We start from the raw sequence: 24267 nt of genomic DNA, 5'->3' as shown, positions 1-24267 counted from the left end.
AAAATACAATATTTCCCTCTCTCGGCGCAATAGATACTGCACATAAATTATTTTTGCCTCGGAGGAACTCATGCAAATCGCAATTGACAAAAATATTTTATTCGCAAAAGAGGCGTTTGAAACGCTTGGAGAAGCGCAATTATTCGAGCAAAAGGACTTAACTTGCGAAAACATTCGCGATTTCGACGCGTTAATTGTCCGCTCCACAACAAAAATCGACGAAAATCTGCTTTCGGGCACAAATATAAAATTCGTAGGAAGCGCGGTAGGCGGAACCGACCACATCGACACCGAATATCTGCAAAAAGCGGACATAGCATTTTCGGCGGCGACAGGCTGTAATTCAAGAAGCGTCGCCGAATACGCATTAACGGCAATTTACGCGTTTTGCGAAAAAAAAGGACTACTGCCTCAAAACCAAACAGTCGGAATTATCGGCGTCGGAAATATCGGCGGAATGCTTGCCGAAATCCTGAAAAATCTCGGAATAAAAACCATTCTCAACGACCCTATTCGCGAAAAGACAGGCGAAAAAGGATTTTCATCATTAGATTTCCTTGCTCAAAACAGCGACATTATAACCGTTCACGTCCCGCTGACAAAATCGGGCGAATACAAAACACAAAATCTGCTCGACGGCAAATTTTTCGCGAAAATCAAAGACGGCGCGCTCTTAATTCAGGCAAGCAGAGGCACGGTTTGCGACGAAGAAGCCCTTCTTAAAGCGAGCCCCAAAATGGAAGCGCCCGTAATCGACGTTTGGGCAAATGAACCCGACATAAATATAGATTTGGCAAAAAATTGTATGTTTCACACCCCGCATATCGCAGGACATTCGTTCGACGGAAAAATCAACGGAACAAAAATGATTTACGACGCGTGTTGCGCACATTTTTCAAAAATGCCGATTTTCGATTTTGAAAGCAAGGTTTTTGCAAAAATTGAAACGCGAACCATAGAATTCGGTAATTCGATAAGCGAAATTTTGCTGAAATGTTGCCCATTGGACTGTGATACGCGAAGTTTTGAGTGCATTTTGAGTGAAAAAGATGTCGAAAATCGCAAGAAAATGTTTAAAAAATTGCGGCAGAACTATCAAAAACGCCTTGAATTTAAGCATTACTCAATAAAAAATGCTCCCGAAAAATTGAGGAACGAGTTGGAAATCTTAGGCTTTAATGTTTTGAAATAGCATTATTTACATCACAACAACGCATTTCCCTTTGGCAAATATTATTTTTACCCCCGAAAACAGCAGTTTATATATTTAATTAAGGAGATGTGAATGGCTATTCACACAAAGACAGTAAAAATCGGTGATGCGGAAATCACCTTAGAAACGGGCAGAATTGCAAAACAAGCAGGCGGCTCGGCAACTGTACGCATAGGCGACAGTATGATTTTAACAACGGCTTGCGCGGGACCCGAGGCTACGGGGCAGGATTTTTTCCCTTTAACGGTGGAATACATAGAAAAAGCATACGCGGCAGGTAAAATCCCCGGTGGCTTCCTCAAAAGAGAAGGCAAGCCGTCCGACGACGAGGTTTTGACCGCAAGAATTATCGACCGTCCAATTCGCCCGCTTTTCCCTGCGGGTTATGTAAGAGAAGTGCAATTGGTAAACACGGTTATCTCGGTTGACGACAAATATAAACCCGACGCTTGCGGCGTTATTTCGTCGTCATTCGCGCTTTGCATGTCGAAAGAATTGCCGTTTAACGAGCCTTTGGCGGGTATAAACGTCGGAAAAGTTGACGGACAACTTATTGCTTTCCCAACTCTTGAGCAAATGGCAAAAAGCGACTTGGAACTCATTGTTGCAGGTACTGCCGACTCAATTATGATGGTCGAGGGCGGCGCTTACGAGCTCCCCGAAGAAGATTTGATTGAGGCGATTATGTTTGCGCATTCGCACATCAAAACTCTCGTTAATATGCAAAAAGAATTGCTCGCCGAAATGGGAGTAAAACCGACCGAATACACCGCGCCCGAAGGCAGAGACAAGCAAATCGACGCAGACGTTGCGGAATATGTAGGCGCACGTTTGCACGAATATTCGTTCTTGGGAATAAAAGAAGAGCGCTACGGAAAAGTCGGCGAACTCAAAAAAGAAACGGTTGCGGCTCTTGCGGAAAAATATCCCGAGCAAGAAAAAGACATTAAAGCGGCTTTTGAAGACCTCGAATATACCGATATGCGCAACACCATTTTGGATACGCGCGCACGTATAGGCGGCAGAGGTTTGGATGTCGTTCGTCCTATCAACATAGAATTGGATTTCTTGCCCAGAGCGCACGGCTCGGTTGTCTTCACAAGAGGCGAAACGCAAAGTTTGGCTGCCTGCACACTCGGAATTAAGTCCGACGAAAAAATTATCGACGGCTTGCAAAGAGATTATCGCAAAACCTACTATTTGCACTACAATTTCCCTCCGTATTCGGTTGGCGAATGCAAAAGACTGGGAAGCGTAGGCAGACGTGAAATCGGACACGGAAACTTGGCGGAACGCGCGCTTGCACCCGTAATCCCCGGCGAGCAGCATTTCCCCTACACAGTCCGCATTGTCAGCGAAATTCTGGAGTCGAACGGCTCTTCTTCGATGGCTTCTGTTTGCGGCGGTTCGCTTGCGCTTATGGCTGCGGGTGTTCCGATTAAAGCGGCGGTTGCGGGCGTTGCAATGGGTCTTATTAAAGAGGGCGACAAAACAGCGATTTTGACCGATATTTTGGGAACGGAAGACCATTTGGGCGATATGGACTTTAAGGTAACAGGAACTTCTACAGGTATTACCGCTATTCAGATGGACATAAAAATCGACGGAATTACGCCCGAACTTATGCGTGAAGCATTGGCTCAGGCTCGTGATGCAAGAATGCACATTCTGGACATTATGAACAAGACGATTTCGGCTCCGCGTAAAAACGTAAGCAATTTTGCGCCAAGCATATTGACAACCAAAATTCCGGAAAGCAAAATCGGCGAACTTATAGGACCCGGAGGCAAAAACATTAAAGCATTGCAAGAAGCGACGGGCGCAACCATAAATATTGCAGAAGACGGAACAGTGCAAGTTGCGGGCAAAACTCGCGAAAACGCAGAAGCGGCTCTCAAAATGATAGACGCGCAAATGGAAGAGCCCGAAATCGGCAGAACATACACCGCAAAAGTGAAGTCAATCGTTGATTTCGGCGCATTTGTGGAATACTTGCCGGGCAAAGAAGGACTTGTTCACATCTCCGAACTCGACGACAAGCGCGTTCAAAACGTGAGCGATTACCTAAAACTCGACGACATCGTCGATGTGAAATTGGTAGGAATGGATAAAGGAAAGGTTCGCCTTTCGGTAAAAGCAGCAAAAGAATTGCAATAAGTTTTTGTCGTTTAAGAACAAAGGGGCGGGAGTAATTGCCCGCCCTTTTTGCAATTTAACAACTATAACAGGAGAAACAATATGCCGACGCAAGCAAATACTCCGATTTTTACTGCGTTAAAAAATTATGTCGATACCAAACCGACATCGTTTTATATGCCGGGACATAAACACGGCAGAGGATTTCCGCAGGATTTTATAGATTACATTCCACAAATTGACATCACAGAAATTCCGGGAACAGATAACTTGCATTTTCCCGAAGGAATAATAAAAGAAGCGCAGGAATTAACCGCTGAACTTTTTGGCGCAAAGCACTCCTTTTTCCTGATAAATGGTTCTTCTTGCGGAATATTGGCAACTGTTATGGCTCTTTGTAAACACGGCGACAAGCTTGTTGTCGGACGAAATTGCCACAAATCCGTGATTGCCGCGCTCACTCTTGCAGGAGCAATTCCTGTTTATATCTCACCCGAATACAACGAAGAATACGGAATTTCGGCTCACATCACGCCCGAAGCGGTAAAAAAAGCGCTCGGCGAAAATCCCGACGCAAAAGGCGTTCTCATCACTTCGCCCAATTTTTACGGAGTATGCTCGGATATTCGCGAAATCTCTAAAGTTTGCCACCAACACAAATTGCCGCTGATAGTTGACGAAGCGCACGGACCTCACCTTAAGTTTCACGCAAAACTTCCCGAAAGCGCAATGGAGGGCGGATCGGACATTTGTATTCAATCGGCGCATAAAACCTTACTTGCTCTTACGCAGGCTTCGTTTCTGCACGTAAATTCCGAACTTATTAACCTTACAACCTTGAAACATTATCTGGTAATGCTCCAATCAACAAGCCCGTCTTATATTTTGATAGCGTCGCTCGATATTGCGCGGCAAATAGTTGCAGAAAAAGGCGAAAAATTGCTCGGAGAACTGCAGGAAAACATAGACGAACTCAAAATAAAAATGAAAAATTTACCTAAACTTTCAATTGCCGACCAAAACGCCGATGTTTTTAATTTTGACCCTACGCGAATTGTAGTTCACAGCAGAAAACTTGGAATTTCGGGCTTTGAATTAAGCAAACAATTGATAGAGAGATTTAATGTTTACCCCGAACTTTGCGACGCGTTTAATGTTGTATTTATAACAACAATGGATAACAATAAAGCAGACTTTGAAGCGCTTTTTAATGCGCTTTCCGTTATTCACGAAGAAAACAAAAATCGACCGGAACTACCTATGAAAGACTTGCGTTTAGATATAATTCCCGAACGAGCATTTTTACCAAAAGAGGCGTTTGAAATGAAATCTGAGCGTGTTTCGTTAAGTAATGCGGTAGGACGAATTTCGACTGCGGCAGTTGTGCCCTACCCTCCGGGTATTCCTGTTTTATGCCCCGGTGAAAAAATCAGCAAACATTCTGTCGAGTACATACAAATGATACTCGATTTAGGCGGCAACGTAAATAATATCGACGCGGCGCGCACTATCGAAGTGGTGGCATAATGGAAAAAAGGACGATAAAAACCGAAAGTTTGCTTAAAGTTTACGGCAGAAAAACCGTCGTAAACAAGACATCGCTCGAAGTAAACCAAGGTGAAATCGTCGGGCTTTTGGGACCTAACGGCGCGGGAAAAACCACCACTTTCTATATGATAGTCGGAGTTGTGCGCCCAAACAGCGGAAAAATTTTTCTTGACAACAAAGAAATTACAAAAATACCTATGTATAAACGAGCGCGCCTCGGAATAGGTTATTTACCGCAAGACGCATCGGTTTTCAGGCGACTTTCGGTAGAAGAAAACATAATGGGAATTTTGGAACAAACAAGCATTCCGCGAAAACGCCGAAAAGAAAAAGTAGAGCAATTACTCGAAGAATTGCGAATTACACACGTGCGAAAAAGCCAAGGCTATATGCTTTCGGGCGGCGAGCGACGACGCGTCGAAATCGCGCGAACTCTTGCCATAGAGCCCGATTTTATTCTCCTCGACGAGCCTTTTGCGGGGGTTGACCCGATTGCAATCGAGGATATTCAGTCGGTAGTTTACGAACTGAAAGCGAAAGGATACGGAATTTTAATTACCGACCACAGCGTTCGCGAAACGCTTCGCATAACCGACAGAGCGTATATTATGGCAAACGGCGAAATTCTTGTTCAGGGAAGCGCCCAAGACCTTGCTCAAGACGAACACGCCCGAAAAATTTATTTGGGCAGAAACTTCAAATTAGATTGAAGGAGAATAAAAAATGAAAAAAACTACAATTTTTTTAATGATTTTCGGCTTTTTTGCAAGCGCTTTTTCGCTGGAAATTATGCCGACTTCCCGATACCGCGAATGGACGCAAAACGCCGAAACATTCCCGTTAATGATAACCGTTTACACCGATACATCACGCAATCAGAGCGGTGCGGAACCGCTTCAGGTATTGTATGCAATCGATGTCAGCGAGCGATTTGCAGGCACAGTTCGCCAAGAAATGATTATGGGCGGACGACACCTTGTCAGCCAACTTTCCGACCAAGATTTTTTCGGCATTATTGTTTACAGCGATTTTGCCCGCCTAATTCTGCCGATTTCGCCAATCGGATTTACGGGACGAGAGCGAATTAACAGTTTACTTACGGAGTTAAGCACCGAGAGAGGACGCGATGTACAGCCTGCTCTCAGAATGATTGTCGATGAATTTGAGCAAAATCAAGGACGACGAAACGGCGGTCGCTCGCTTGTGTTCTCGGTTCTCGGCGAAACTTTGGAAGACGGCTTCGGCAATTCTTACGCTCCTAAAATGATTGAAGAAATGAAAAAACTGGGCGTACAAGTTTATACAATCGGATACGGCGACGACTTTGATGAAATTGCCGCAATTTCAGTCGCAGAACAAACAGGCGGACGTGCGTATTTTGTCGGCAGAGACAGAGCCGATTTACTTCGGTCGCGCTTTGAAAGAATGGCGCCGCGAATTGCCTCCCCCGTGCATTCAAGCAACATAGAAATAGAACTTATGACTCGCGACGGAATGGAAATAAGACGTTTCGGAGACAGCGTTTATGTGCGAAGAGTGTTTCTTCCCAAACTAATCCCCGGCGATACGGCAAATTTGTTTTTTGAATTAAGAAACCGCCCGCGAAGAAACAGTGATATCGAAATCGACTTTAATTACGAAAATATAGCTATGCGCTCAAATTTGTCGGGAAGCGCGTCTTTCAGAGTGAGTTTGGCGAGAGGCAACAGTAGCCATTTCGCCGACAGAGCGGAAGAAATTATTAAATTTCAATTACTTTGGAATATGGCACAGACAATCGACGAATTAAAAGTCGGCAACCGCGCATTTCGCAGAGCATACGCCGAAGGATTTCGCACACTGCTCGAAACTCGCCTCGGGCATATCCGCAACGACATAAACACACGAAGCATACAATTTTTCTGGAATGAAATGATAGCGCTTCACGATATAATTAACGGCGGAACAACCACAAACGAATTTATCGCAAAAACAGTGCGTTATCACTTACACAACGTCCAATTCCCCGACTAATCGTAGGGGCGGGTTTCAAACCCGCCCCTACAGAAAATTATTCGCGTTTTTTTAGATTATCGCAGTTAAACTGCGATAAAACAACGCTTACCGCTTGCTCAACCCGTAAAATTCTTTCGCCCAAACTTGCAATTTTGGCGTTATTTTTCAGAAACATATCTATTTCATAATCGGTAAAACCACCTTCGGGACCGATAACGACACCACGCTGTAGGGGCGTATTGCATACGCCCTCAATCTTCGCGCAATTTGGGCGTATGCAATACGCCCCTACGTCGTCGCTCGGATGAAACACCACGCACGGGAAACTTTTCGCCTTTTCTGCAAAAATATCTTCTACAAAAATCTTGAACGATTTATGAAAATAAATTTTTGGAAAAACTGTATCTACTGCCTGCATAAGCGCGTTTTCGACAATTTCGTCAAGTGATTTTTGCGACAAAAACGGACTTTGCCAATATGATTTTTCTACCTTAAATGACTGAAAAAAGTGAATTTCTTTTACACCGAAACACACAGCGTTAAGCAAAACCCTGCGAAAGACCTTTGGTCGCGGCAGAGCGCAAAAAAGCGTCGCTGAATTTTTGGCGGGCGGATTTTTATCGAAAACCGTCTCTAATTTTACGCTTTTATCGCAGATTTGCACAATTTTTCCTGTGCCAATTTTGCCGTTCAACTCCCCTATTTTGAGAATTGCGCCAATTTGCACTTTCAAAACTACTTTGATGTGCTCAAAGCGGAAATCTGAAATTTCTGCAATATTTTCTGCAATATAATCGCTTGGTTTTATTAGTATTAAGTTCATAAGCACAAAGAAAAAAAATGGCGGAGAAACCGGGAATCGAACCCGGAAACCGTTGCCGGTCACGGTTTAGCAAACCGCTGCGATACCATTACGCGATTCCTCCGTTGGAAATCCATTAGTGGCGGAAGACGAGGGATTTGAACCCCCAAGCCTTGCGGCGACGGTTTTCAAGACCGCTGACTTACCATTAGCCTAGTCTTCCACAAATAACGGGGCTAAAATAGTATTTTACCAACCCCTCTGTCAAGGGGGTGCGGAGAAATACTAATCTTTAATCAATAAGCTCCAAAATTATCGTCGTCAAAGGGAATTAAATTATCCGCTTTTGCAGGAGACTTTGTTAAATTTGTTGTCGGTTTATAGGCGATTTTTGCTACAGGTTTTTTAGCGGCAATCCTGCCGCCGCTCTTTCCGTATGCGGCTTCGCCATCTACTATTTTTACAAGGTCGCCGACCAAATTGTTCAAAATCATTGCTTGGTTGCTTAAATCATCGCTGTTTGTCGCCAAATTTTCGGACGTATTCGCATTCGATTGCGTCAACTGCTCCATTTCCGCTACCGCATTGTTTACCTGCGAAACGCCTTTGGATTGCTCGGCGGTGGCAGAGGAGATTTCGCTGACAATTATGTTTATTTTTTTGGACGCTTCCGTTATTTTTTCTATTGCCGATGCTGTTTCTTCTGCAGAACTAACACCTTTTAAACTGCTTTGTTGCGCGCTTTCTATAAGAACGGCGGTTTTCTTTGCGCTTTCGGCGCTTCTCTGCGCCAAATTTCGGACTTCTTCGGCAACAACCGCAAAACCCTTGCCCGCTTCGCCCGCTCTTGCCGCTTCAACCGCCGCATTAAGCGCCAAAAGGTTGGTTTGGAAAGCAATATCGTCGATGTCCTTAAGTATTTTGGCGGTATCGTCGCTTGATTTTCTTATTTCGGCTACCGCTTCCTGAAGACGACGCATTGCATCTTGACTGCCTATCGCTTTTTCTACGCTGTCGTCGGCAACGGAGTTTGCGTTTTTTGAATTATCGGCGGTTTGCTTTGTCATTGATGTTATTTCGTTAAGAGAAGACGAGATTAAATCCAAACTCGACGCCTGCTCGCTTGCGCCGCTCGCCATTCCTTGCGCGCCCTGCGAAATTTCGTCGCTTGCCGCCGACAATCTGCTTGCAACTTCCGAAAGTCCCGAAATCGCCTTTTTGATTGTTCCTGAAGTCGCGTCTATCACAATTTTCGAGAAAACAATCGACAAAATTACCGCAATAAACAAACCAATCACCAAAATCAAGATTGTAAAAAACAGCGCGTCCGAAACATATTTTGCGTTTTCACTGCCTGCCATACTCGACGCGTAATAAAACTCGTTCAAATCATACAAAATGTATTTAACTGCCGTAAATCTCTCATAAGCGGCAGATAGATTTGCGCTGAATTGCGAACTTAACTCGATATTTTGGGACAGAAGACGATGCTTCTCGGTCTTTAAAACAATAAGCTCGGCAAAATTTCTTTCGGCTTCGTCTAACCTTCTTGCAAAAACGTCTATATGCCCCCTAATTTTAATGTTTGGAGCGACCGCAGACAAATCGCGAAGTTCTTGGATATGCGTCGCAAAACCTGTCGCCATTTCCAATGCTTTATCGCGAAATTCTTCACTGCCGTCAGACAAATAAAAATAATTTCCGTAAGCGATAAACGATGAAAGTTCGTCATACAGCTCGCCCAAAATGAAAACTTCGGGATTAAACTCATTAGCGACAATGTCAGACTTTTTGACCACACTCGCCAACCTTACGCTGACCACAGCAACCTGCAACAGCATTAAAAAGACAACGGCAAAAAAACCTACTGCAATTCTTTTACCAAGGCTCATATTCTTGAACATAACCTACCCTCCACCCTCCTAAAAAAATATAAAACTGATTTTTTAACAATAAATTTCAATATAAAATAATAAATAAAAAATAAAAAAAAAGCGGGAGATTTGACAAGTATCAAATCCCCCGCGACATTTAACGGATTAGTATCCGCCGAAATTATCGTCGTCAAACGGAATTAAGGTCTCCGCTTTTGCCGCCGCTTTCGGAGCGGAAGCTGTAGGTGTGTAGGAAATTTTCGCGGGTTGTTTACGTACAGCGCTACGAGATGTTTTTGTCATTTTCGCTACCGCCTCGTATTCTTTCTCGCCTTTTACTATTCTTACCAAATCGCGTACCGACTGGTTCATAGACATTGCTTGTGAGCTCAACTCTTCCGCGCTTGCCGCCAATTCTTCGGACGCGCTTGCATTAGACTGGGTAACAGTATCCAAATCGCTGATTGCAACGTTTACTTGCGAAACGCCCTTAGATTGCTCATCCGCCGCAGAAGTAATTTCGCCGACTATCATTGCGATTTTCTTAGACGCTTCGGCGATTTTTTCGATAGCCTCTGCTGTTTCGTCAGCCAAATTTACGCCGTTCATACTGCTTTGCTGTGAGCTTTCGATAAGCGCCGCTGTTTTCTTCGCACTTTCGGCGCTTCTTTGCGCAAGGTTTCTTACTTCTTCCGCAACAACCGCAAAACCTTTACCCGCTTCGCCTGCTCTTGCCGCTTCAACCGCCGCATTAAGAGCCAAAAGGTTGGTCTGGAAAGCAATATCGTCAATATCTTTAAGGATTTTTGCCGTGTCGTCGCTTGATTTTCTTATATCCGCTACCGCGCCTTGAAGACGGTTCATCGCTTCTTGGCTGTCTTTCGCTTTTTGAACGCTGTCCTGAACAATTGCTTCCGCGTTTCTTGCGTTGTCGGCGGTTTGTTTTGTCATAGATGTAATCTCGTTAAGTGAAGCGGAGATTTCTTCCAAACTTGCCGCTTGTTCGCTTGCGCCGCTCGCCATTGCCTGAGATGTTTCCGAAATCTGCCCCGAAGCCGCATTAACTTGGTCGCCGCCCGCAAAAAGTTCCTGAATTGAGAGATTGATAGGTCCTACAATTGAGTTTATAATAATCATACTCAAAATAATTCCCAAAATAACCGCAATAATCAACAATGTAAACGTTATAAAAATACTTATGTCCAAAGCCGTTGCCGCCGCGCTCGTGTCGCTTTGCGCTTTATCTTTTGTTACGTTTACCAAATTATCTATAACGTTGCCCATTTCTTCAAGGTTTACAAATAATCTGCCGGCAACGCCGTTTCTTTGCGCTTGTAATCTGAGATATTCCGCCAGAGCCGCTACGTATGACTCTCTTATGCTTATCAAACTGCCGACAGAAGTTCTGAATTCAGCTGAAAGCGTGGGAGAAGAGTGAATTTGTCTGCACAAAGTAAGATCACCGACATCTCTGAGCAGAGCCGCGGCGCCGGTCGTATCCGTATTCTGAACGAAAATATTTACATTGATAATATTGTCGGCGTTTCTGTATAAAGCGTAGAACACAAGGTCTTTGTCCGCCTGCGAAGATTGTCCGCGAGTATCATTATCCATTGCTGTTCTCAGATTAAAAATCGACGTCATTATATTTGCGCCGATTGTTCTTACCAAAGCGCGTTGCTGAGTTTGTCTTTCTCCCAAATCAAACATTGTATCGCAGCTTGCCCTTAATCCTCTCAACATCGCCTCTAATTGAGCGACACTGCTTTCAAGAGTCGGAAGGTCGTTTGCATTTCTGAGCAATTCGCGCGCTCTGCCCATTTCTCTTTCGATGTCGCCTAAGCTGTTGCGAATAGCCTCGGTATATTTCTTATCGTTTGTGTACGAATAAGACGTAAAGTTCAAAAGAAATTCATCGGAAGCATCCATCATAGGGATTGAAATGCCCAACGACGGAATAATTTCATAAGCGATAAAGTCCGACGTTCTTCCCGCCGAATACATATTAATCGCCGCCACAACACCCAAAATTGCCGTAATAAACAACAGCACCCCTGCCAGCAAAGTTACCTTTGCGCTTAATTTAAGTTTGCTAAACATAGCATACTCCTTTTTTGTTAAGTAATTTATTTGAATAAAAAAACGAATTGTTTTCTTTTAACAAGACGATAAAACGCCGCCCATAAAAAATATCAAAAAGCATTCCCATAACTCTTCGACCAACCTAAATAATAATTAAATATTAATTGGGCAAACTCAGTCTAATTTGCTCAATTAATATTTAGCATTGTAATAAATATACTATATTATCAAAACGAAAAGTGAAATAAACTGCATAAAAATGAATTTTTCGCCTTTTTCTCATAAACGCGCGGCAACCCCGTCGGCTATGTCCAAGCCTTTATCTGTAAGTTTGCAGATGTCGCCGTCAATTATCATATAGCCGTCTTTTACAAGGTTTTGGACATAATTTTCATTCTGCAAAAGAATATCTTGCTTAAATTTCCTGCGAAAACCCGACACCGAAAAGCCGTTGACCGTCCTTAAGCTAAGCATTAAAAATTCCAACCGCCTGCGCTTGCTGTCTAATTTTTCACAAAAAACAATCGGAAGAATGTTATCTTCCAATGATTGCTCGTATTTGTGCAAATCCGAATAGTTTGCAAAACGGTTTTTTCCGTCAAATGAATGCGCGCCCGCCCCAAAACCCATATATTTACTGCCATTCCAGTACTGTTCGTTATGACGGCAACGTTTGCCCTCTTTCGAAAAATTGCTAACTTCATAGCGCTCATAGCCGAACTCTTTCAAAAAATGTCGCGAATATTCCACGATTTTTTCAATTTCTTCTTCGGCAGGAAAGCGATATTTTTCGCGCTCAAATTCAAAACGCGTATTCTCGGCGATTGTCAATTCATAAAGGGAGATATGATTTACCGCCGGATACCCGATGACTGACTGCAAACCCGATGCAAATGTTTTCACTGTCTGCTCGGGAAGTCCATATATCAAATCCACACTTACGCTCGCAAATTTTTGCAGGATTTCACTTTGCAAAATCGCCGTAGCCTGCTCTGCTGTGTGGGGTCTGCCGCAAATTCCAAGCTCCGCGTCTATCAACGACTGAACACCCAGCGAAAGCCGATTTACGCCGTGCTTCAGCCAATTTTCTGCTTTTTCTTCCGTAAAACTTTCGGGATTTACCTCGATAGTCCATTCGCAATTCGGCGACAATTCAAAGTTCGCCTTAATAAAGTCGGCAATCTCGGAAAATTCGCTTTCTTTAAGAATGGACGGTGTTCCGCCGCCGAAAAATATGGTTTCGACTGTTTCGTTTGTTTTTCTGAGCGCTATTTCTTTTTTAAGCATAGCAATATAATTTCTGATTTGCTCGTCGTCGGCGTTTACAGAATAGAAATCGCAATAATTGCACTTTTTTTCGCAAAAAGGAATGTGGAAATATAAAGAAATCATACAAGGCTCCCCTATTTTTATTGCGTTATTCTGTGTAGCCGTCCCAATTTCGTATTAGTTTTCCGAGACGGTTCCATCGGATTTTCAACGGCAAAAGGAAAGCGGGAACTTTTTCGTCAAGCGAAAAATAAATAATAAACGCTTTCGCTTTCACAAAATTCCTGTTAACAAATCCCCAATATCTGCTGTCTGCCGAATTGTCGCGGTTGTCGCCGAGCGAAAAATAGTTGTCGTAGCGGCAAACATACAGCAAAATTTCTTGTCCGTTTTTGAACAATCTTTGCTCAATTCGCACGTTGTCTTCTTCGCTGAACTGATTCAGATACAAATTAAAGTGGCTTTGGTATAAAGTCCAGTCCGAATGCCTGTCCAACGTAAGAAAATCGGTCGAAGAAAAAATACCGCGGTGAAGTCGTCCGTCAATATTCAGTATAATTGTGGAGTCGCTGTAATCCTTGTCGTTCACCAAAAGCCTAAACTGCGATTGCACGTTTGCGCGAGGGTGTTCTTGGCGGATAAGCAATTTGTAAAAGAAAAATTCCCGCAAAGGCGCATTTGCAATGTCTATGGTATCGCCGCGTCGGGGAATATACAGATTATCGAAATAACGAACGCTTGGTCGCAGATTTCCGCCGAATTCCCACTGTGCGTTAGGCGGAGGCGTTAGTCTGCGACTGTTTACAAACACGTCTTTTCCGTTAATGCTTACCGTGTCGCCCGCAACTGCGACAAATCGCTTAATGTAGTCTTTTCTTTCAAAGCCGGGAAAGCGGAAAATCACAACATCGCCGCGTTGCGGGTCGCGAAATCCGGGAAAGCGCAAATAGTTTTCGTACACAAAAGGAATATCGGGAAAAACGGGCGCGCCGTAAATAAATTTTAACCCCAAAAGAAAATCGCCCACCAAAAGCGACCTCTCCATAGACCCCGTCGGAATTGTGAACGCCTGTATCACATATACAATAAATACGAACGCCGTTATAAGCGCCGAAACCATTTCTTTGCCGAAGTTTAGAATGCCTTCTTTCTCACTGCGGGCTTTTTTTTCGCTATTTTCAGCCACTTTTTCACTGTTTTTTACTTTTTTGATGTCTTTTTCCACAAAAATCTCCTGTAATTAACTAAAAATATGTTTTGCCGAGTGATAAAATTGTATTTTCTACGAAAAAAGAAGGGATTTTAATGGAAAATATTGAGTTAATCGAAAAAATACAAAAGTTGCGCAAAGAAAAAAATGCAATAATCTTAGCGCACAACTACCAGCGCCCCGAAATTCAGGACATTGCGGATTTTTCGGGCGACTCTTTGGAATTGTCTGTTAAAGCGGCTGAAGTCGAGGAAAAAGTTATTGTTTTTTGCGGCGTTGTATTTATGGCAGAAACCGCAAAAGTGCTCTCCCCCGACAAAATAGTTCTGCTTCCCGACCTGAAAGCAGGATGCCCGATGGCAGATATGATTACCGCCGACGACGTGCGAAAACTTAAAGCACAGCATCCAAACGCCAAAGTTTTGTGCTATGTAAACAGTTCGGCAGAGGTTAAAGCAGAGGCGGATTTGTGCTGTACTTCGAGCAACGCCGCAAAAATTGTAGATTACGCATTCGACAGAAATCAAGAAATAATTTTCGTTCCCGACCAATGGCTTGCACGGGTAGTAGCCCAACGCACAGGCAGAAAATTTATAGTATGGGACGGATATTGCCCGTCTCACGCAAGAATTTTGCCCGAAGAAATCATTGCACTCAAAAACCGCTTTCCCGACGCGGCGACTATGGTTCACCCCGAATGCCCCAAAGAAATCTGCGACCTCGCCGACGAAATTTTATCCACAGGTCAAATGAGCAAATTCGCAAAACAAAGCAGTGCCAAAACATTCATAGTAGGCACAGAAGACGGAATGCTTCATCGTCTGCGCAAAGAAAATCCCGATAAAAACTTCATTTTGGCAAGCAAAAACGCGCTCTGTCCGAATATGAAAAAAATAACTCTCGAAAAACTGGCAAGTTCACTCGAAACCTTGTCGCCCGAAATAATCTTAGACGCACAAATTATGAAAAGTGCCGAAAAATCCATCAGAGATATGATAGAAATCAGTAAAAAAGTTATGCTTTAGGGGAAAAATTCTTAGAAATTCCCCATTCCGCTACAGACAAATAGTATTTTCCCAGTGCCAAAAAAACGTCGACTAGTGGGCTCTGCCCGCTTTTCGTCAAAAAAATGTTAGAGAGATTGGGCTAATAACTTCTTTGTAGGGTTGTTCTGCCCTGCCTGTTTCTCTATATAATTTGTATTGTAATGACGATAGGTATATTCGACGTTTTTTTGGCGAAAAGTTAAGAATTTTCGGCAGAGCAACCATATACGTGTTCCTCTGTTTAAATACAAAAATATGGGCGAAAGATAGGGAGGACAGGGAGGATTTAGGTTGAGTATAAAAAAAGTCTTACAAAAAGCGGAAAATGTGCGGTTTTCTGTTATTATACCACACAAAAACACGCCGGATTTATTAAAGCGTTGTCTTGGATCAATTCCTCGAACGCAAGATATTCAAATAATTGTCGTTGATGATAACAGCGACGAGCAATTTGCCGATTTCAATGATTTGTCCGACTTAAAAGACGAATTTGTAGAAATATATCTAACATATAAAGAAGGCAAAGGCGCGAGCTATGCACGAAACGTCGGAATGAAACACGCCAAAGGAAATTGGCTCTTATTTGCCGACGCCGACGATTTCTTTACCGAAAATGCGTTTGAGCATTTATTTGCACAAGCTGACGCCTCTGAAGATATTGTTTATTTCAAAAGTTGCAGTTGTTATTCGGATAATACAAACATATCCGCAACGCGTAATTTTAAGTTTAATAAGCTGGTGGACAACTATCTTGCAAAAACCAAAGACGCCGAAGATTACATACGTTATTTATGGAGCGCCCCGTGGGCAAAAATGATAAAAAGAGAACTTGTAGAACGTCAAAACATTCTTTTTGACGAAACTTCTGTCGCCAACGATGTAATGTTTTCCTGCCTGCTCGGACACTATGCCGCAACAGTTAAGGCGGTCGATGAGATTATTTACACACTAACCCATATCCGCCCGTCTTTGCTGGAACGACTTTCTCAAAAAGTATTCGGAACAGAAAAAATACGCAAAGAAAAGGTAATTATAAACGAGACTACTCACTTAAACAAACATAAGCACAAAATTGTGCGTTATGAACGAGGTTAATTTGCCGACAAACGCTGAAAACAACAAGAGAATTGCGAAAAATACGCTTGCGTTATATTTTCGTCAGATAATAACGATGTTTGTGTCGTTATTTACGACGCGAATTATTTTAGAGCAACTCGGCGTTGAAGATTTCGGAATAAAAAATGTTGTCGGCGGTGTGGTGGCAATGTTGTCGTTTTTGACGAGTTCTTTAGCAAGCACAACACAACGGTTTCTCTCTGTGGAAATGGGAAAAGGCGATTTTGCGAAATTAAAACAAATTTTTTCAAATTCGCTTTCTTTGCACGTTATTTTTATAGTTTTAGCGGTAATTCTTGCGCAAACTGTGGGATTGTGGTTTCTGCAGAATAAACTTGTTATTCCGCTTGAAAGAGCAAATGCGGCGTTTTGGGTTTATCAGTTTTCGGTGATTTCGTTTGTGGTGGCGGTGTTTTTTGCTCCGTTTGATGGGGCGATAAGGGCGCACGAAAAATTTAGTTTTTATGCTAAGTTGAGCATTTTTGATGTTGTTGCAAAACTTATTGCTGTGTATTTGTTGGTGGTTTTGCCGTTTGATAAATTGGTGGCGTTGTCGGGTTTGTGGTTGGGTGTTGTGGTTTTGGGGAAATTGATTTTGTTTGTTTATTGTCGCCGGAATTTTGAGGAGTGTAGGGTTCGGTTTGCGTGGGCGAGGGAGAGTGTTCGGAGTTTGATGGGGTATAATTTTTATTCGATCATTGCTTCTGTTTCTTATATTATTAGATTTCAAGGGTTGAATATTGTATTGAATTTGTATTATGGTCCTATTGTGAACGCGGCGCAGGGAATTGCTAATCAAGTATTTATTGCGATTTCTTCTTTTTCGAATAATGCGTTAACGGCAACTCAACCGCAAATTGTTATGAGTTATGCTAAAAATGATAGGCAAAGACTTTGGAATTTAATTACAAAATCATCGAGGTTAAATTTTTATTTGCTTTTAATATTAACACTCCCTTTTATTTTGGAAATTGATACAGCGCTTTATTTATGGCTTGGAGATTATCCTAAATATGCGACGATTTTTGCACAGTTGTTTTTGTTGGAGGCGTTGCAAAGAGTTTTAGGACATCCGATAAGTCAGGCGAATGCGGCTGTGGGGAAACTGCGGGCGATAACTGTTGTTAATATTGTCAGCAGATTGCTTATTTTGCTTTGTGCTGTTTTTATCGGCGTAAATAAATTATCGCCTGTGTATATTTTTATTACGGCAATTGTTTTACAGGCAATTGTTGTGTTTATTAACTTGGTAATCGTATTAAAAATGCAACTTGGTTTTTCGCTTCGGAAATATTTTGTGAATGTTCTTTTGCCAATATCAAAAACTACTTTCTTTGCTGTTTCGCTTCCAATTGTTTTGCATTATTTCTTTTCAAAATCAGTTTTTTCTTCTGTGGGAGTTTGGGCGTTTGCTTTGGTTTGGGCGGCGGGGAGTGTTTTTGTTGTAGGGCTTAGTAAAAGTGAAAAGCAAATGGTTGTAAATAAATTAAGGAGTAAAATAAAATGAAATATTTGTATGTTTTATCATCAACTGACAAAGATTATTACGCCGAACAAGCGTTTGTCAGCATAACAAGTTTGCGTATTCACAATGAAAACGCATTTGTATCGTTGCTTATTGACGACAAAACCGATAAAAATCTTAACGAAAGAAAATTTAATCTTAAAAATGTCGTAAACGAAATTGTTGTAAAAACATTTGACGAGAATGTAAGCCAAAAGAACAGAAGCAGACGGTTAAAAACAAGTATGAGAAATTTAGTCAATGGAGATTTTTTATATATTGACAGCGATACAATTATTTGCGAAAACTTAGAGAGTATTTGGGATTGCGGCTATAAATTGGCGGCTGTGCCTGACAGACATATGGAATTTGAGCATTTAAGAACAAACAGAGGTGTTATTAGTAAATTTAGAAAAGTATCTAAGAATAATATACCGATAGAGAAATATTATTTCAATGGAGGTGTTTTGTTTGTAAAAGAATGTAGAGAAAATTCTGATTTTTTCTATAAATGGAATGAATACTGGAACTCATTTGAAGACGAAAAATCTTTTGGGGATCAAATTTCCTTAGCTTTCGCAAATGCATATTTTAAATTTCCAATTTCAGAGTTAAACGGCATTTGGAATTGTCAGGTAGAAAACGGATTAAATTATTTGTCAAAAGCAAAAATTCTACATTACTTTGCTACTACCAAATTTGAATACGGAAATTTCAGTAAAAACTTACCGCTTTCACTAAAAGGAAACGGAACTTTAACAGAAGAAAATCTATATGAAATTAAATCCCCCAAGCACGGATACCCGACACCGCATTGGGTTATTTCAGGGAATGATTACACCGTTTTTACTTCTGAATCGTTTTATGCATTCTCGAAAAGACCAAAGTTGTTTTCTCCATTTGAAAAGATATTTAGCATTCTAAAAAAAACAATAAAAACATTATTACTCAGTATGAACTATATAAAACAATCTATTTTGTTTTATAACTATAAAAAAGAAAAGGAGAATTACCTATGAAAGGAAAATTTATGCGCATTATTAAAAACTTCGTTAAACTTATTTTGCCGCCGAAATTGCTTGATGGCTACAGAAATATTTACGCAGATTATACAAAACGGCAAAAACTAAAACTTATTTCGACACTTGAATCACTTGAGTGCACAAATTCTCCACGATACATTGTTTCACTGACTTCTTACGGGAAACGTTTAACGGAAACTGCGCCTTATGCAATAATTACACTTCTGAATCAAAGTATTAAACCCGACAAAATAGTCTTATGGGTAGGATATGATGACAAAAAAAATCTTCCGCCAATTATGGAAAAATTAACCGCCAAAGGGCTCGAAATACATTTTTGCGAAGACATAAGGTCATATACAAAACTTATTCCTGCTTTGCTGGAATTCCCCGATGACTTCATAATTACAGCTGATGACGACATTGATTATCCGCAAAATTGGTTTAAGCAGTTGAAAGAATTGCATAAGAAAAATCCTCGAAAAATTATATGCCACGGCGCAAGAAGAATGAAAGTTGATGAAAATCACAACCTGCTTTCGTTTAATCAGTGGGGGCATACAGTGGACAAATTTGAATGCGCTAACCCACTTGGTTATACAGGTGTTCTATATCCGCCAAAATGTTTTTATAAGGAAATTACGAACAAAGAATTATTCTTAAAACTTGCCCCTTGTGCTGATGATATTTGGTTCTGGGCTATGGCAATATTAAATAAAAGTTCTTTTGAAGCAGAATGTCCATATGTTGTTATTTCGGACAGTTGTTTTCGCAGTCGTCCTATTGACCCTATACTGGCAACAGAAACATCTCTTTGGAGCTATAATTCACAAGGCGGAAACGATAAGCAATTAAGGGCTGTTATTGAATATTTCCCGGAAATCAGAGAGTTTTTAAAGAAAATTAAACCGAAGTAAGAGTAAAAAATGTTAGCTTTAGAAAAATATATAAACAAGCAAATTGTATATTTCTACAGAACTATACTTCCTGCAGTATCGATGTTTCTTCTGTTTTCGATACCGTCAGTAAAACTTATTCATTCCGGCACAATTATTAATGTCGGTGTTTTAGGCTTAATAGTTGTCGCAATGCTTTTAAACCTAAACAACAAGAGTAGTATTAACAATTATTGTTCAAATTGCTTTTGTATAATTTTTTTGTTTTTTTTAATAATGACTTTACAACTGATAAACTATACAGATATTTCGCTAAATGAATTTATTGATTATGCTTATTTGCTTATTGCTTTTTTTTGCATAGCTCACCTTGCTAACCTCGAAAGATTAAAGGTTGTTGGAACACTTATTTTTATTTGGGGTATATTGTTAGCAGTTTGGCAACTGACAATAGGAATACCTACAAGCCGAGAATTTGGACAACATTATTTGACTGTTAGCCTACCTATCGGCGCAGCCCTCGCATATAGTTTATCGATTTTATTTTGCTGTAGCAGTCAGATTTGGAAAAAAATCTTTTATACATCAGGCAGTTTACTTTTATTACTTGCGATTACAACATTACTAAGCAGATCAGGCATTATTTTTCCTTTATTGGTGGGCTTTCTTTTTATTGCAGGTAATATAGCATTCAACAACAAGATAAAACTGTCAAATAAACTTTATATAATTATGTTTGCAATCCTTGTTGTTGTTTTTTTTGCTATTTTTATTATGCCTTCTGTTGAACTTCAACAATTAAACAGGCTTACAAGACTTACGGAAAACACTTCGACAGAACCTCGTATTGTCGGGTATAAACGGGCAATACATCTCATATTGCAACGTCCTTTTCTTGGTTATGGAACAGGTTCTGCATTTGGGCATGGTTCCACATTTTTTTATTTTCACAATATTTTTTTAGATGTCTTTGTTATGGGTGGTTTTGTTGCGCTGGTGCCGTTTTTGCTGTTTGTTTTTAATTACTTTTCCGATTTAATATACATTTTTAGAAAATATTCGCATAATCCTGCTATTGTTGGCTTTGCGGCGGCTTCGTTTATGTTTTTTCTCCAATTCAATACTTCGTTTTCGTTCAAAAACGCATACATCTCCGTTGGAACTATGTTTTTTTTATGCCTTGTAATTCGCAATCTAAAACTGTATAAATTGCCAGTTTCACAACAAATAGAAAGGAAAATAAAATGGAAAGAAAATCCTTTGCAATTAAAATAAGGTATAGCTCTAATCCGATTGCTATGAATTTTATTAAGAAACCTATGTTTCTTTTAATATGTGTTGCAAGAATGTTCAGATTGACAAAAAAAAGCAAAAGTGATTATAAGGCGATACACTTACATAATGAAGATATTAAGGATTTTAAGAACGCACTTTATCAATTTTCATATAGTCGCAGTGGATTTGTAAGTGCTTATCTAAATGCTTACCGGAAAAAATTGGTAAAACCTGTCAAATCTTCACTGCCAACATTGCAAGAAAATGACCCAATATTGCTTTGTGCGGTAAAAGACGATTTGGAAAAGATTAAATTACAGGTCGAACATCATAGAAAAATAGGTGTTAAACATTTTGCATATATAGATAATATGTCAAAAGACGGAACATTTGAATGGCTTAAAGAGCAAGCCGATGTTTCATTGTTTGTTGTAAATGAAACCTTTAATGCTACGGTAAAAGATGCGTGGAGAAGGCAAGTAGCAGATTTTTTGGGGTACAACAGATGGTATTTAGTGCTTGATTCAGACGAATTGTTTATGTATCCGAGCATAGAGACAAAAAACATAAATTCATATATTGATTTTCTAGAAAGTTGCAAAATAAATAGTGTATTATCTCCGATGATAGATATGTATCCCAAAGGCAATTTAACTGAAAAAGTTAATAGCATAAATGAGATATTGAACACTTATTGCTATTTTGATACAGACACATATTATTTGGCAAAATATTTTTCTAGTCAATGGGTAAATGGAGGTCCGAGAAAGCGTGTTTTTTCCAACAGCCCACAACTTGCGAAATATTCACTAATTAAACTTTCTAAAGAAATGTTAATTGGAATACACCAAAATTATCCATATAAGTATAATTTTGAAACAAAAGGTGCTGCCGCTTTTTTACTACACTATAAATTCTTTTATGACGATATTGCAAAATATAAGGAACGCGCTATGTTGGGTGTTATGAATAGCGGGGGGCTCGAATATAACCAATATCTTGACGCATTGAATAAAAATCCTTGCACATCATTTTACTATGAAAATTCTCAAAAACTGAATAGTTCTTTTGACTTAATGAAAATCAATATAATTGATAAGAACTTCTTTGAAAAATTTTTGGGAAGAGAGGTTTTACCCTCAACCTTAACAACAAATACCGGCGAATTCGGAAAAAAAGAACGCATTATCGCACGATGGCTTGCCGATTATCCGCAGATAAAACAGTTTGTGAAAAAAACATATCAACTCATATCTTGGCTGATGTATAAGAAAAACTATAACCACAAAACAGATTATTCCATTCGGGTAATCAAAGACGGGAACAATGAATCGTTTTGGGGGTATTACGACAAGACGCCGCTCAGTCCGGATGGAAAATATATACTGTTTTATAGTTGTAAGTGTCCGACAAATACCGCCCCTAAAAACAACAAAGGCATTTCTGTTATATTACAGGAATTTAACACAAAAAAAACATTGCTGGAAATACCTGTACAAACGTATAATTGGCAACAGGGTTGCCGAGTGCAATGGCTGTCGAACGACATTTTTATATTTAACGATTTTGATGCGGAGAAAAACATATATATCGCTCGTGTATGGTCTGCGGTATCTTTGAGTGAATTGAAAAGCTTTGACAAACCTGTTCAGGATTCGTATAAAACCGAATATTATTTTTCATTAAATTATCGTCGCCTTATGTCATTATGCCCTGATTATGGTTATCGAACTCTACCTATGCTTAACACCAAGGAATTAACCGATATTGCCAATGACGGTATATGGAAAGTAAATTACAACAATGGCGAAACAACGCTTCTCGTAGATATGAAAACTGTATGTTCCATAGGTCAGAGCAATAACATTAGCGACGCTCTTCACTCGGTTAATCATATAATGATTTCTCCCGATGGTGATAAATTTATTTTTATACACCGATACTACGTCAGAAAAAAACGCTTTGACAGATTGTTTCTTGCGGATTCAAAAACAGGAAATTTAAAGTTATTATCCGATTACGGGATGGTAAGCCATTGCTTTTGGGCGGACAATAAAAATGTGCTTGCTTATTTGCGCTCTCCCGACGGAACAGACGCCTACAACAAAATTAATACCGATACGGGAAATTTCACGAAAATTATTGGTAATCGCTTAAATAAATTGGGAGACGGACACCCGAATGTGTTTGGGGAATGTTTTGTCGCAGATACTTATCCCGATAAAGCAAGAATGCAACATTTGTTTTTGTTTAATCTGAAAACAAGTGAAGAAAAAGAATTAGGGGAGTTTTTTCACGGGCTTAAATATTCAGGCGAAACTCGTTGTGATTTGCATCCCCGTTTTTCGCCTGACGGAAAATACGTTTTCTTTGATTCCGTTTATTCGGGTAAACGCCAACTTTACTGTATTGCAATAGGAGAACACAATGCCTAACCACCTCCCGACAGTCGCCGTAATAATGTCCGTTTACCAAAACGACAAACCCAACCTTTTGAAAAAGGCATTTAATTCAATCGCCGAGCAAACTTATCCTCGCGAAAAAATCCGAATATACCTCGGAATAGACGGCGAAATTCCGCAAGAATTGGAAGAGATAATTACAGATTGCAAATTGGTCTATAAAATCGAAAGAAACGAAAAAAACATAGGGCTGAGTTGCACTCTGAATAAATTGGTAAATGTGCTCGAAAACGAAGATTTTGTTTTCAGAATGGACGCGGATGACATTTCTTTGCCGAAGCGTTTTGAAGCGCAAGTAAAATATATGCTCGAAAATCCCGATGTTGATATTCTGGGAACAGCGATTTTGGAGGTAAATGAAAACGACGAAAAAATTGATATAAAAAGGTATCCGCGGCAAAATATTAAAAAATATATTGCTAAAGGCTCTCCGCTGGCACACCCGACGGTTTGTTTTCGTAAAAATGCTTTTGAAAAGATAAATTATTCTTTGAAAATGCGCTTAAGCCAAGACATTGACTTGTGGTTTCAGGCGTTAAAAAAGGATTTACGGATAGATAGTTTGCCGGAAATTTTATATTGTCTTTTAATAAATTCAGCGTTTTTCAAAAGAAGAGGGTATGCAAAAAGTTTCAGAGAATTCGGTATTTATATGAAAGGGATTTGGTCTTTGCATAAACTTACACATTTGTATGTTTACCCTATTTCGCGACTGACTTTACGTCTTCTGCCTAAAACGCTTGTAAAATTTGCATATAATTCAAGATTGCGCAAGAAATTATTAGATAAGCAGGAATAAAAGAAATACGGAGGCAAA

18 protein-coding genes and 2 tRNA genes are annotated in these 24267 nt (G+C 40.3%); 13 read left to right on the top strand and 7 right to left on the bottom strand.

Annotated features, from left to right (window positions below):
• Positions 1-70 precede the first annotated feature (70 nt).
• The 5 genes from FWE23_06345 (at position 71) to FWE23_06325 (ending at position 6910) form a co-directional block, all read left to right on the top strand.
• The gene (locus FWE23_06345; protein MCL2845053.1) at positions 71-1192 is read left to right on the top strand and encodes a 4-phosphoerythronate dehydrogenase; all 1122 of its coding nucleotides are present in this window, start codon (positions 71-73) and stop codon (positions 1190-1192) included.
• A gap of 93 nt (positions 1193-1285) precedes the next feature.
• A complete protein-coding gene (pnp, locus tag FWE23_06340; protein MCL2845052.1) occupies positions 1286-3370 on the top strand; it encodes a polyribonucleotide nucleotidyltransferase in 2085 nt (694 codons plus the stop codon).
• A gap of 81 nt (positions 3371-3451) precedes the next feature.
• Positions 3452-4876: an aminotransferase class I/II-fold pyridoxal phosphate-dependent enzyme gene (locus FWE23_06335; GenBank protein MCL2845051.1), complete on the top strand. Its 1425-nt coding sequence runs from the start codon at positions 3452-3454 to the stop codon at positions 4874-4876.
• Positions 4876-5607: an LPS export ABC transporter ATP-binding protein gene (gene lptB / locus FWE23_06330; GenBank protein ID MCL2845050.1), complete on the top strand. Its 732-nt coding sequence runs from the start codon at positions 4876-4878 to the stop codon at positions 5605-5607. Before FWE23_06335 ends, lptB begins: the two co-directional genes overlap by 1 nt.
• 13 nt (positions 5608-5620) lie before the next feature.
• Positions 5621-6910 (top strand): VWA domain-containing protein, encoded by a 1290-nt coding sequence (locus FWE23_06325; GenBank protein ID MCL2845049.1) that lies wholly within the window; start codon positions 5621-5623, stop codon positions 6908-6910.
• 37 nt (positions 6911-6947) lie between these two features.
• On the opposite strand, the gene FWE23_06320 is transcribed toward FWE23_06325, so the two are convergent.
• From FWE23_06320 to lepB, 7 genes are all read right to left on the bottom strand, one after another.
• A complete protein-coding gene (locus FWE23_06320) occupies positions 6948-7715 on the bottom strand; it encodes a 16S rRNA (uracil(1498)-N(3))-methyltransferase (protein ID MCL2845048.1) in 768 nt (255 codons plus the stop codon).
• Positions 7716-7733: 18 nt separating this feature from the next.
• Positions 7734-7818: transfer RNA gene (locus FWE23_06315), tRNA-Ser, on the bottom strand.
• A gap of 16 nt (positions 7819-7834) precedes the next feature.
• Positions 7835-7917, bottom strand: a tRNA-Ser gene (locus tag FWE23_06310).
• A gap of 73 nt (positions 7918-7990) precedes the next feature.
• Entirely contained in the window at positions 7991-9598 is a 1608-nt protein-coding gene (locus tag FWE23_06305) for a methyl-accepting chemotaxis protein (GenBank protein ID MCL2845047.1), read from the bottom strand.
• Between the two features lie 135 nt (positions 9599-9733).
• A complete protein-coding gene (locus FWE23_06300) occupies positions 9734-11668 on the bottom strand; it encodes a methyl-accepting chemotaxis protein (GenBank protein ID MCL2845046.1) in 1935 nt (644 codons plus the stop codon).
• Between the two features lie 261 nt (positions 11669-11929).
• Positions 11930-13042, bottom strand: coding sequence for a radical SAM family heme chaperone HemW (gene hemW / locus FWE23_06295; protein ID MCL2845045.1), 1113 nt, complete (start codon positions 13040-13042; stop codon positions 11930-11932).
• Positions 13043-13067: 25 nt separating this feature from the next.
• Complete coding sequence (gene lepB, locus FWE23_06290; GenBank protein MCL2845044.1) at positions 13068-14144, bottom strand: signal peptidase I; 1077 nt, start codon at positions 14142-14144, stop codon at positions 13068-13070.
• Positions 14145-14224: 80 nt separating this feature from the next.
• Between lepB and nadA the strand changes: the two genes are divergently transcribed.
• From nadA to FWE23_06250, 8 genes are all read left to right on the top strand, one after another.
• Positions 14225-15154 carry a quinolinate synthase NadA gene (gene nadA, locus FWE23_06285; GenBank protein ID MCL2845043.1) on the top strand — a complete coding sequence of 310 codons (930 nt, stop codon included), beginning with the start codon at positions 14225-14227 and terminating at the stop codon, positions 15152-15154.
• 312 nt (positions 15155-15466) lie between these two features.
• The gene (locus FWE23_06280; GenBank protein MCL2845042.1) at positions 15467-16270 is read left to right on the top strand and encodes a glycosyltransferase family 2 protein; all 804 of its coding nucleotides are present in this window, start codon (positions 15467-15469) and stop codon (positions 16268-16270) included.
• Positions 16257-17798 carry a lipopolysaccharide biosynthesis protein gene (locus FWE23_06275; GenBank protein ID MCL2845041.1) on the top strand — a complete coding sequence of 514 codons (1542 nt, stop codon included), beginning with the start codon at positions 16257-16259 and terminating at the stop codon, positions 17796-17798. The genes FWE23_06280 and FWE23_06275 overlap by 14 nt, the downstream gene beginning before the upstream one ends.
• Complete coding sequence (locus tag FWE23_06270) at positions 17795-18814, top strand: hypothetical protein (protein ID MCL2845040.1); 1020 nt, start codon at positions 17795-17797, stop codon at positions 18812-18814. The genes FWE23_06275 and FWE23_06270 overlap by 4 nt, the downstream gene beginning before the upstream one ends.
• Positions 18811-19734, top strand: coding sequence for a hypothetical protein (locus FWE23_06265; GenBank protein MCL2845039.1), 924 nt, complete (start codon positions 18811-18813; stop codon positions 19732-19734). The genes FWE23_06270 and FWE23_06265 overlap by 4 nt, the downstream gene beginning before the upstream one ends.
• 9 nt (positions 19735-19743) lie before the next feature.
• Positions 19744-20988, top strand: a complete 1245-nt coding sequence (locus FWE23_06260) for an O-antigen ligase family protein (GenBank protein ID MCL2845038.1) — start codon at positions 19744-19746, stop codon at positions 20986-20988.
• A complete protein-coding gene (locus tag FWE23_06255; protein ID MCL2845037.1) occupies positions 20958-23423 on the top strand; it encodes a glycosyltransferase family 2 protein in 2466 nt (821 codons plus the stop codon). The genes FWE23_06260 and FWE23_06255 overlap by 31 nt, the downstream gene beginning before the upstream one ends.
• On the top strand, positions 23416-24249 hold the full coding sequence (locus FWE23_06250) for a glycosyltransferase (GenBank protein MCL2845036.1): 834 nt from the start codon (positions 23416-23418) through the stop codon (positions 24247-24249). The genes FWE23_06255 and FWE23_06250 overlap by 8 nt, the downstream gene beginning before the upstream one ends.
• Positions 24250-24267: the final 18 nt, after the last annotated feature.

Source organism: Chitinivibrionia bacterium (assembly GCA_009779925.1).
Taxonomy (GTDB): domain Bacteria; phylum Fibrobacterota; class Chitinivibrionia; order Chitinivibrionales; family Chitinivibrionaceae; genus WRFX01.
This window is presented reverse-complemented; position numbering and strand designations above follow the sequence as displayed.

Coding starts and splice junctions, on each gene's coding strand:
- FWE23_06335 (MCL2845051.1), top strand. CDS start 3,452: ATGCCGACGCAAGCAAATACTCCGATTTTTACTGCGTTAAAAAATTAT.
- FWE23_06255 (MCL2845037.1), top strand. CDS start 20,958: ATGGAAAGAAAATCCTTTGCAATTAAAATAAGGTATAGCTCTAATCCG.
- FWE23_06265 (MCL2845039.1), top strand. CDS start 18,811: ATGAAAGGAAAATTTATGCGCATTATTAAAAACTTCGTTAAACTTATT.
- FWE23_06325 (MCL2845049.1), top strand. CDS start 5,621: ATGAAAAAAACTACAATTTTTTTAATGATTTTCGGCTTTTTTGCAAGC.
- lptB (MCL2845050.1), top strand. CDS start 4,876: ATGGAAAAAAGGACGATAAAAACCGAAAGTTTGCTTAAAGTTTACGGC.
- FWE23_06260 (MCL2845038.1), top strand. CDS start 19,744: ATGTTAGCTTTAGAAAAATATATAAACAAGCAAATTGTATATTTCTAC.
- FWE23_06250 (MCL2845036.1), top strand. CDS start 23,416: ATGCCTAACCACCTCCCGACAGTCGCCGTAATAATGTCCGTTTACCAA.
- FWE23_06320 (MCL2845048.1), bottom strand. CDS start 7,715: ATGAACTTAATACTAATAAAACCAAGCGATTATATTGCAGAAAATATT.
- FWE23_06305 (MCL2845047.1), bottom strand. CDS start 9,598: ATGTTCAAGAATATGAGCCTTGGTAAAAGAATTGCAGTAGGTTTTTTT.
- FWE23_06270 (MCL2845040.1), top strand. CDS start 17,795: ATGAAATATTTGTATGTTTTATCATCAACTGACAAAGATTATTACGCC.
- FWE23_06300 (MCL2845046.1), bottom strand. CDS start 11,668: ATGTTTAGCAAACTTAAATTAAGCGCAAAGGTAACTTTGCTGGCAGGG.
- hemW (MCL2845045.1), bottom strand. CDS start 13,042: ATGATTTCTTTATATTTCCACATTCCTTTTTGCGAAAAAAAGTGCAAT.
- FWE23_06345 (MCL2845053.1), top strand. CDS start 71: ATGCAAATCGCAATTGACAAAAATATTTTATTCGCAAAAGAGGCGTTT.
- nadA (MCL2845043.1), top strand. CDS start 14,225: ATGGAAAATATTGAGTTAATCGAAAAAATACAAAAGTTGCGCAAAGAA.
- pnp (MCL2845052.1), top strand. CDS start 1,286: ATGGCTATTCACACAAAGACAGTAAAAATCGGTGATGCGGAAATCACC.
- FWE23_06275 (MCL2845041.1), top strand. CDS start 16,257: ATGAACGAGGTTAATTTGCCGACAAACGCTGAAAACAACAAGAGAATT.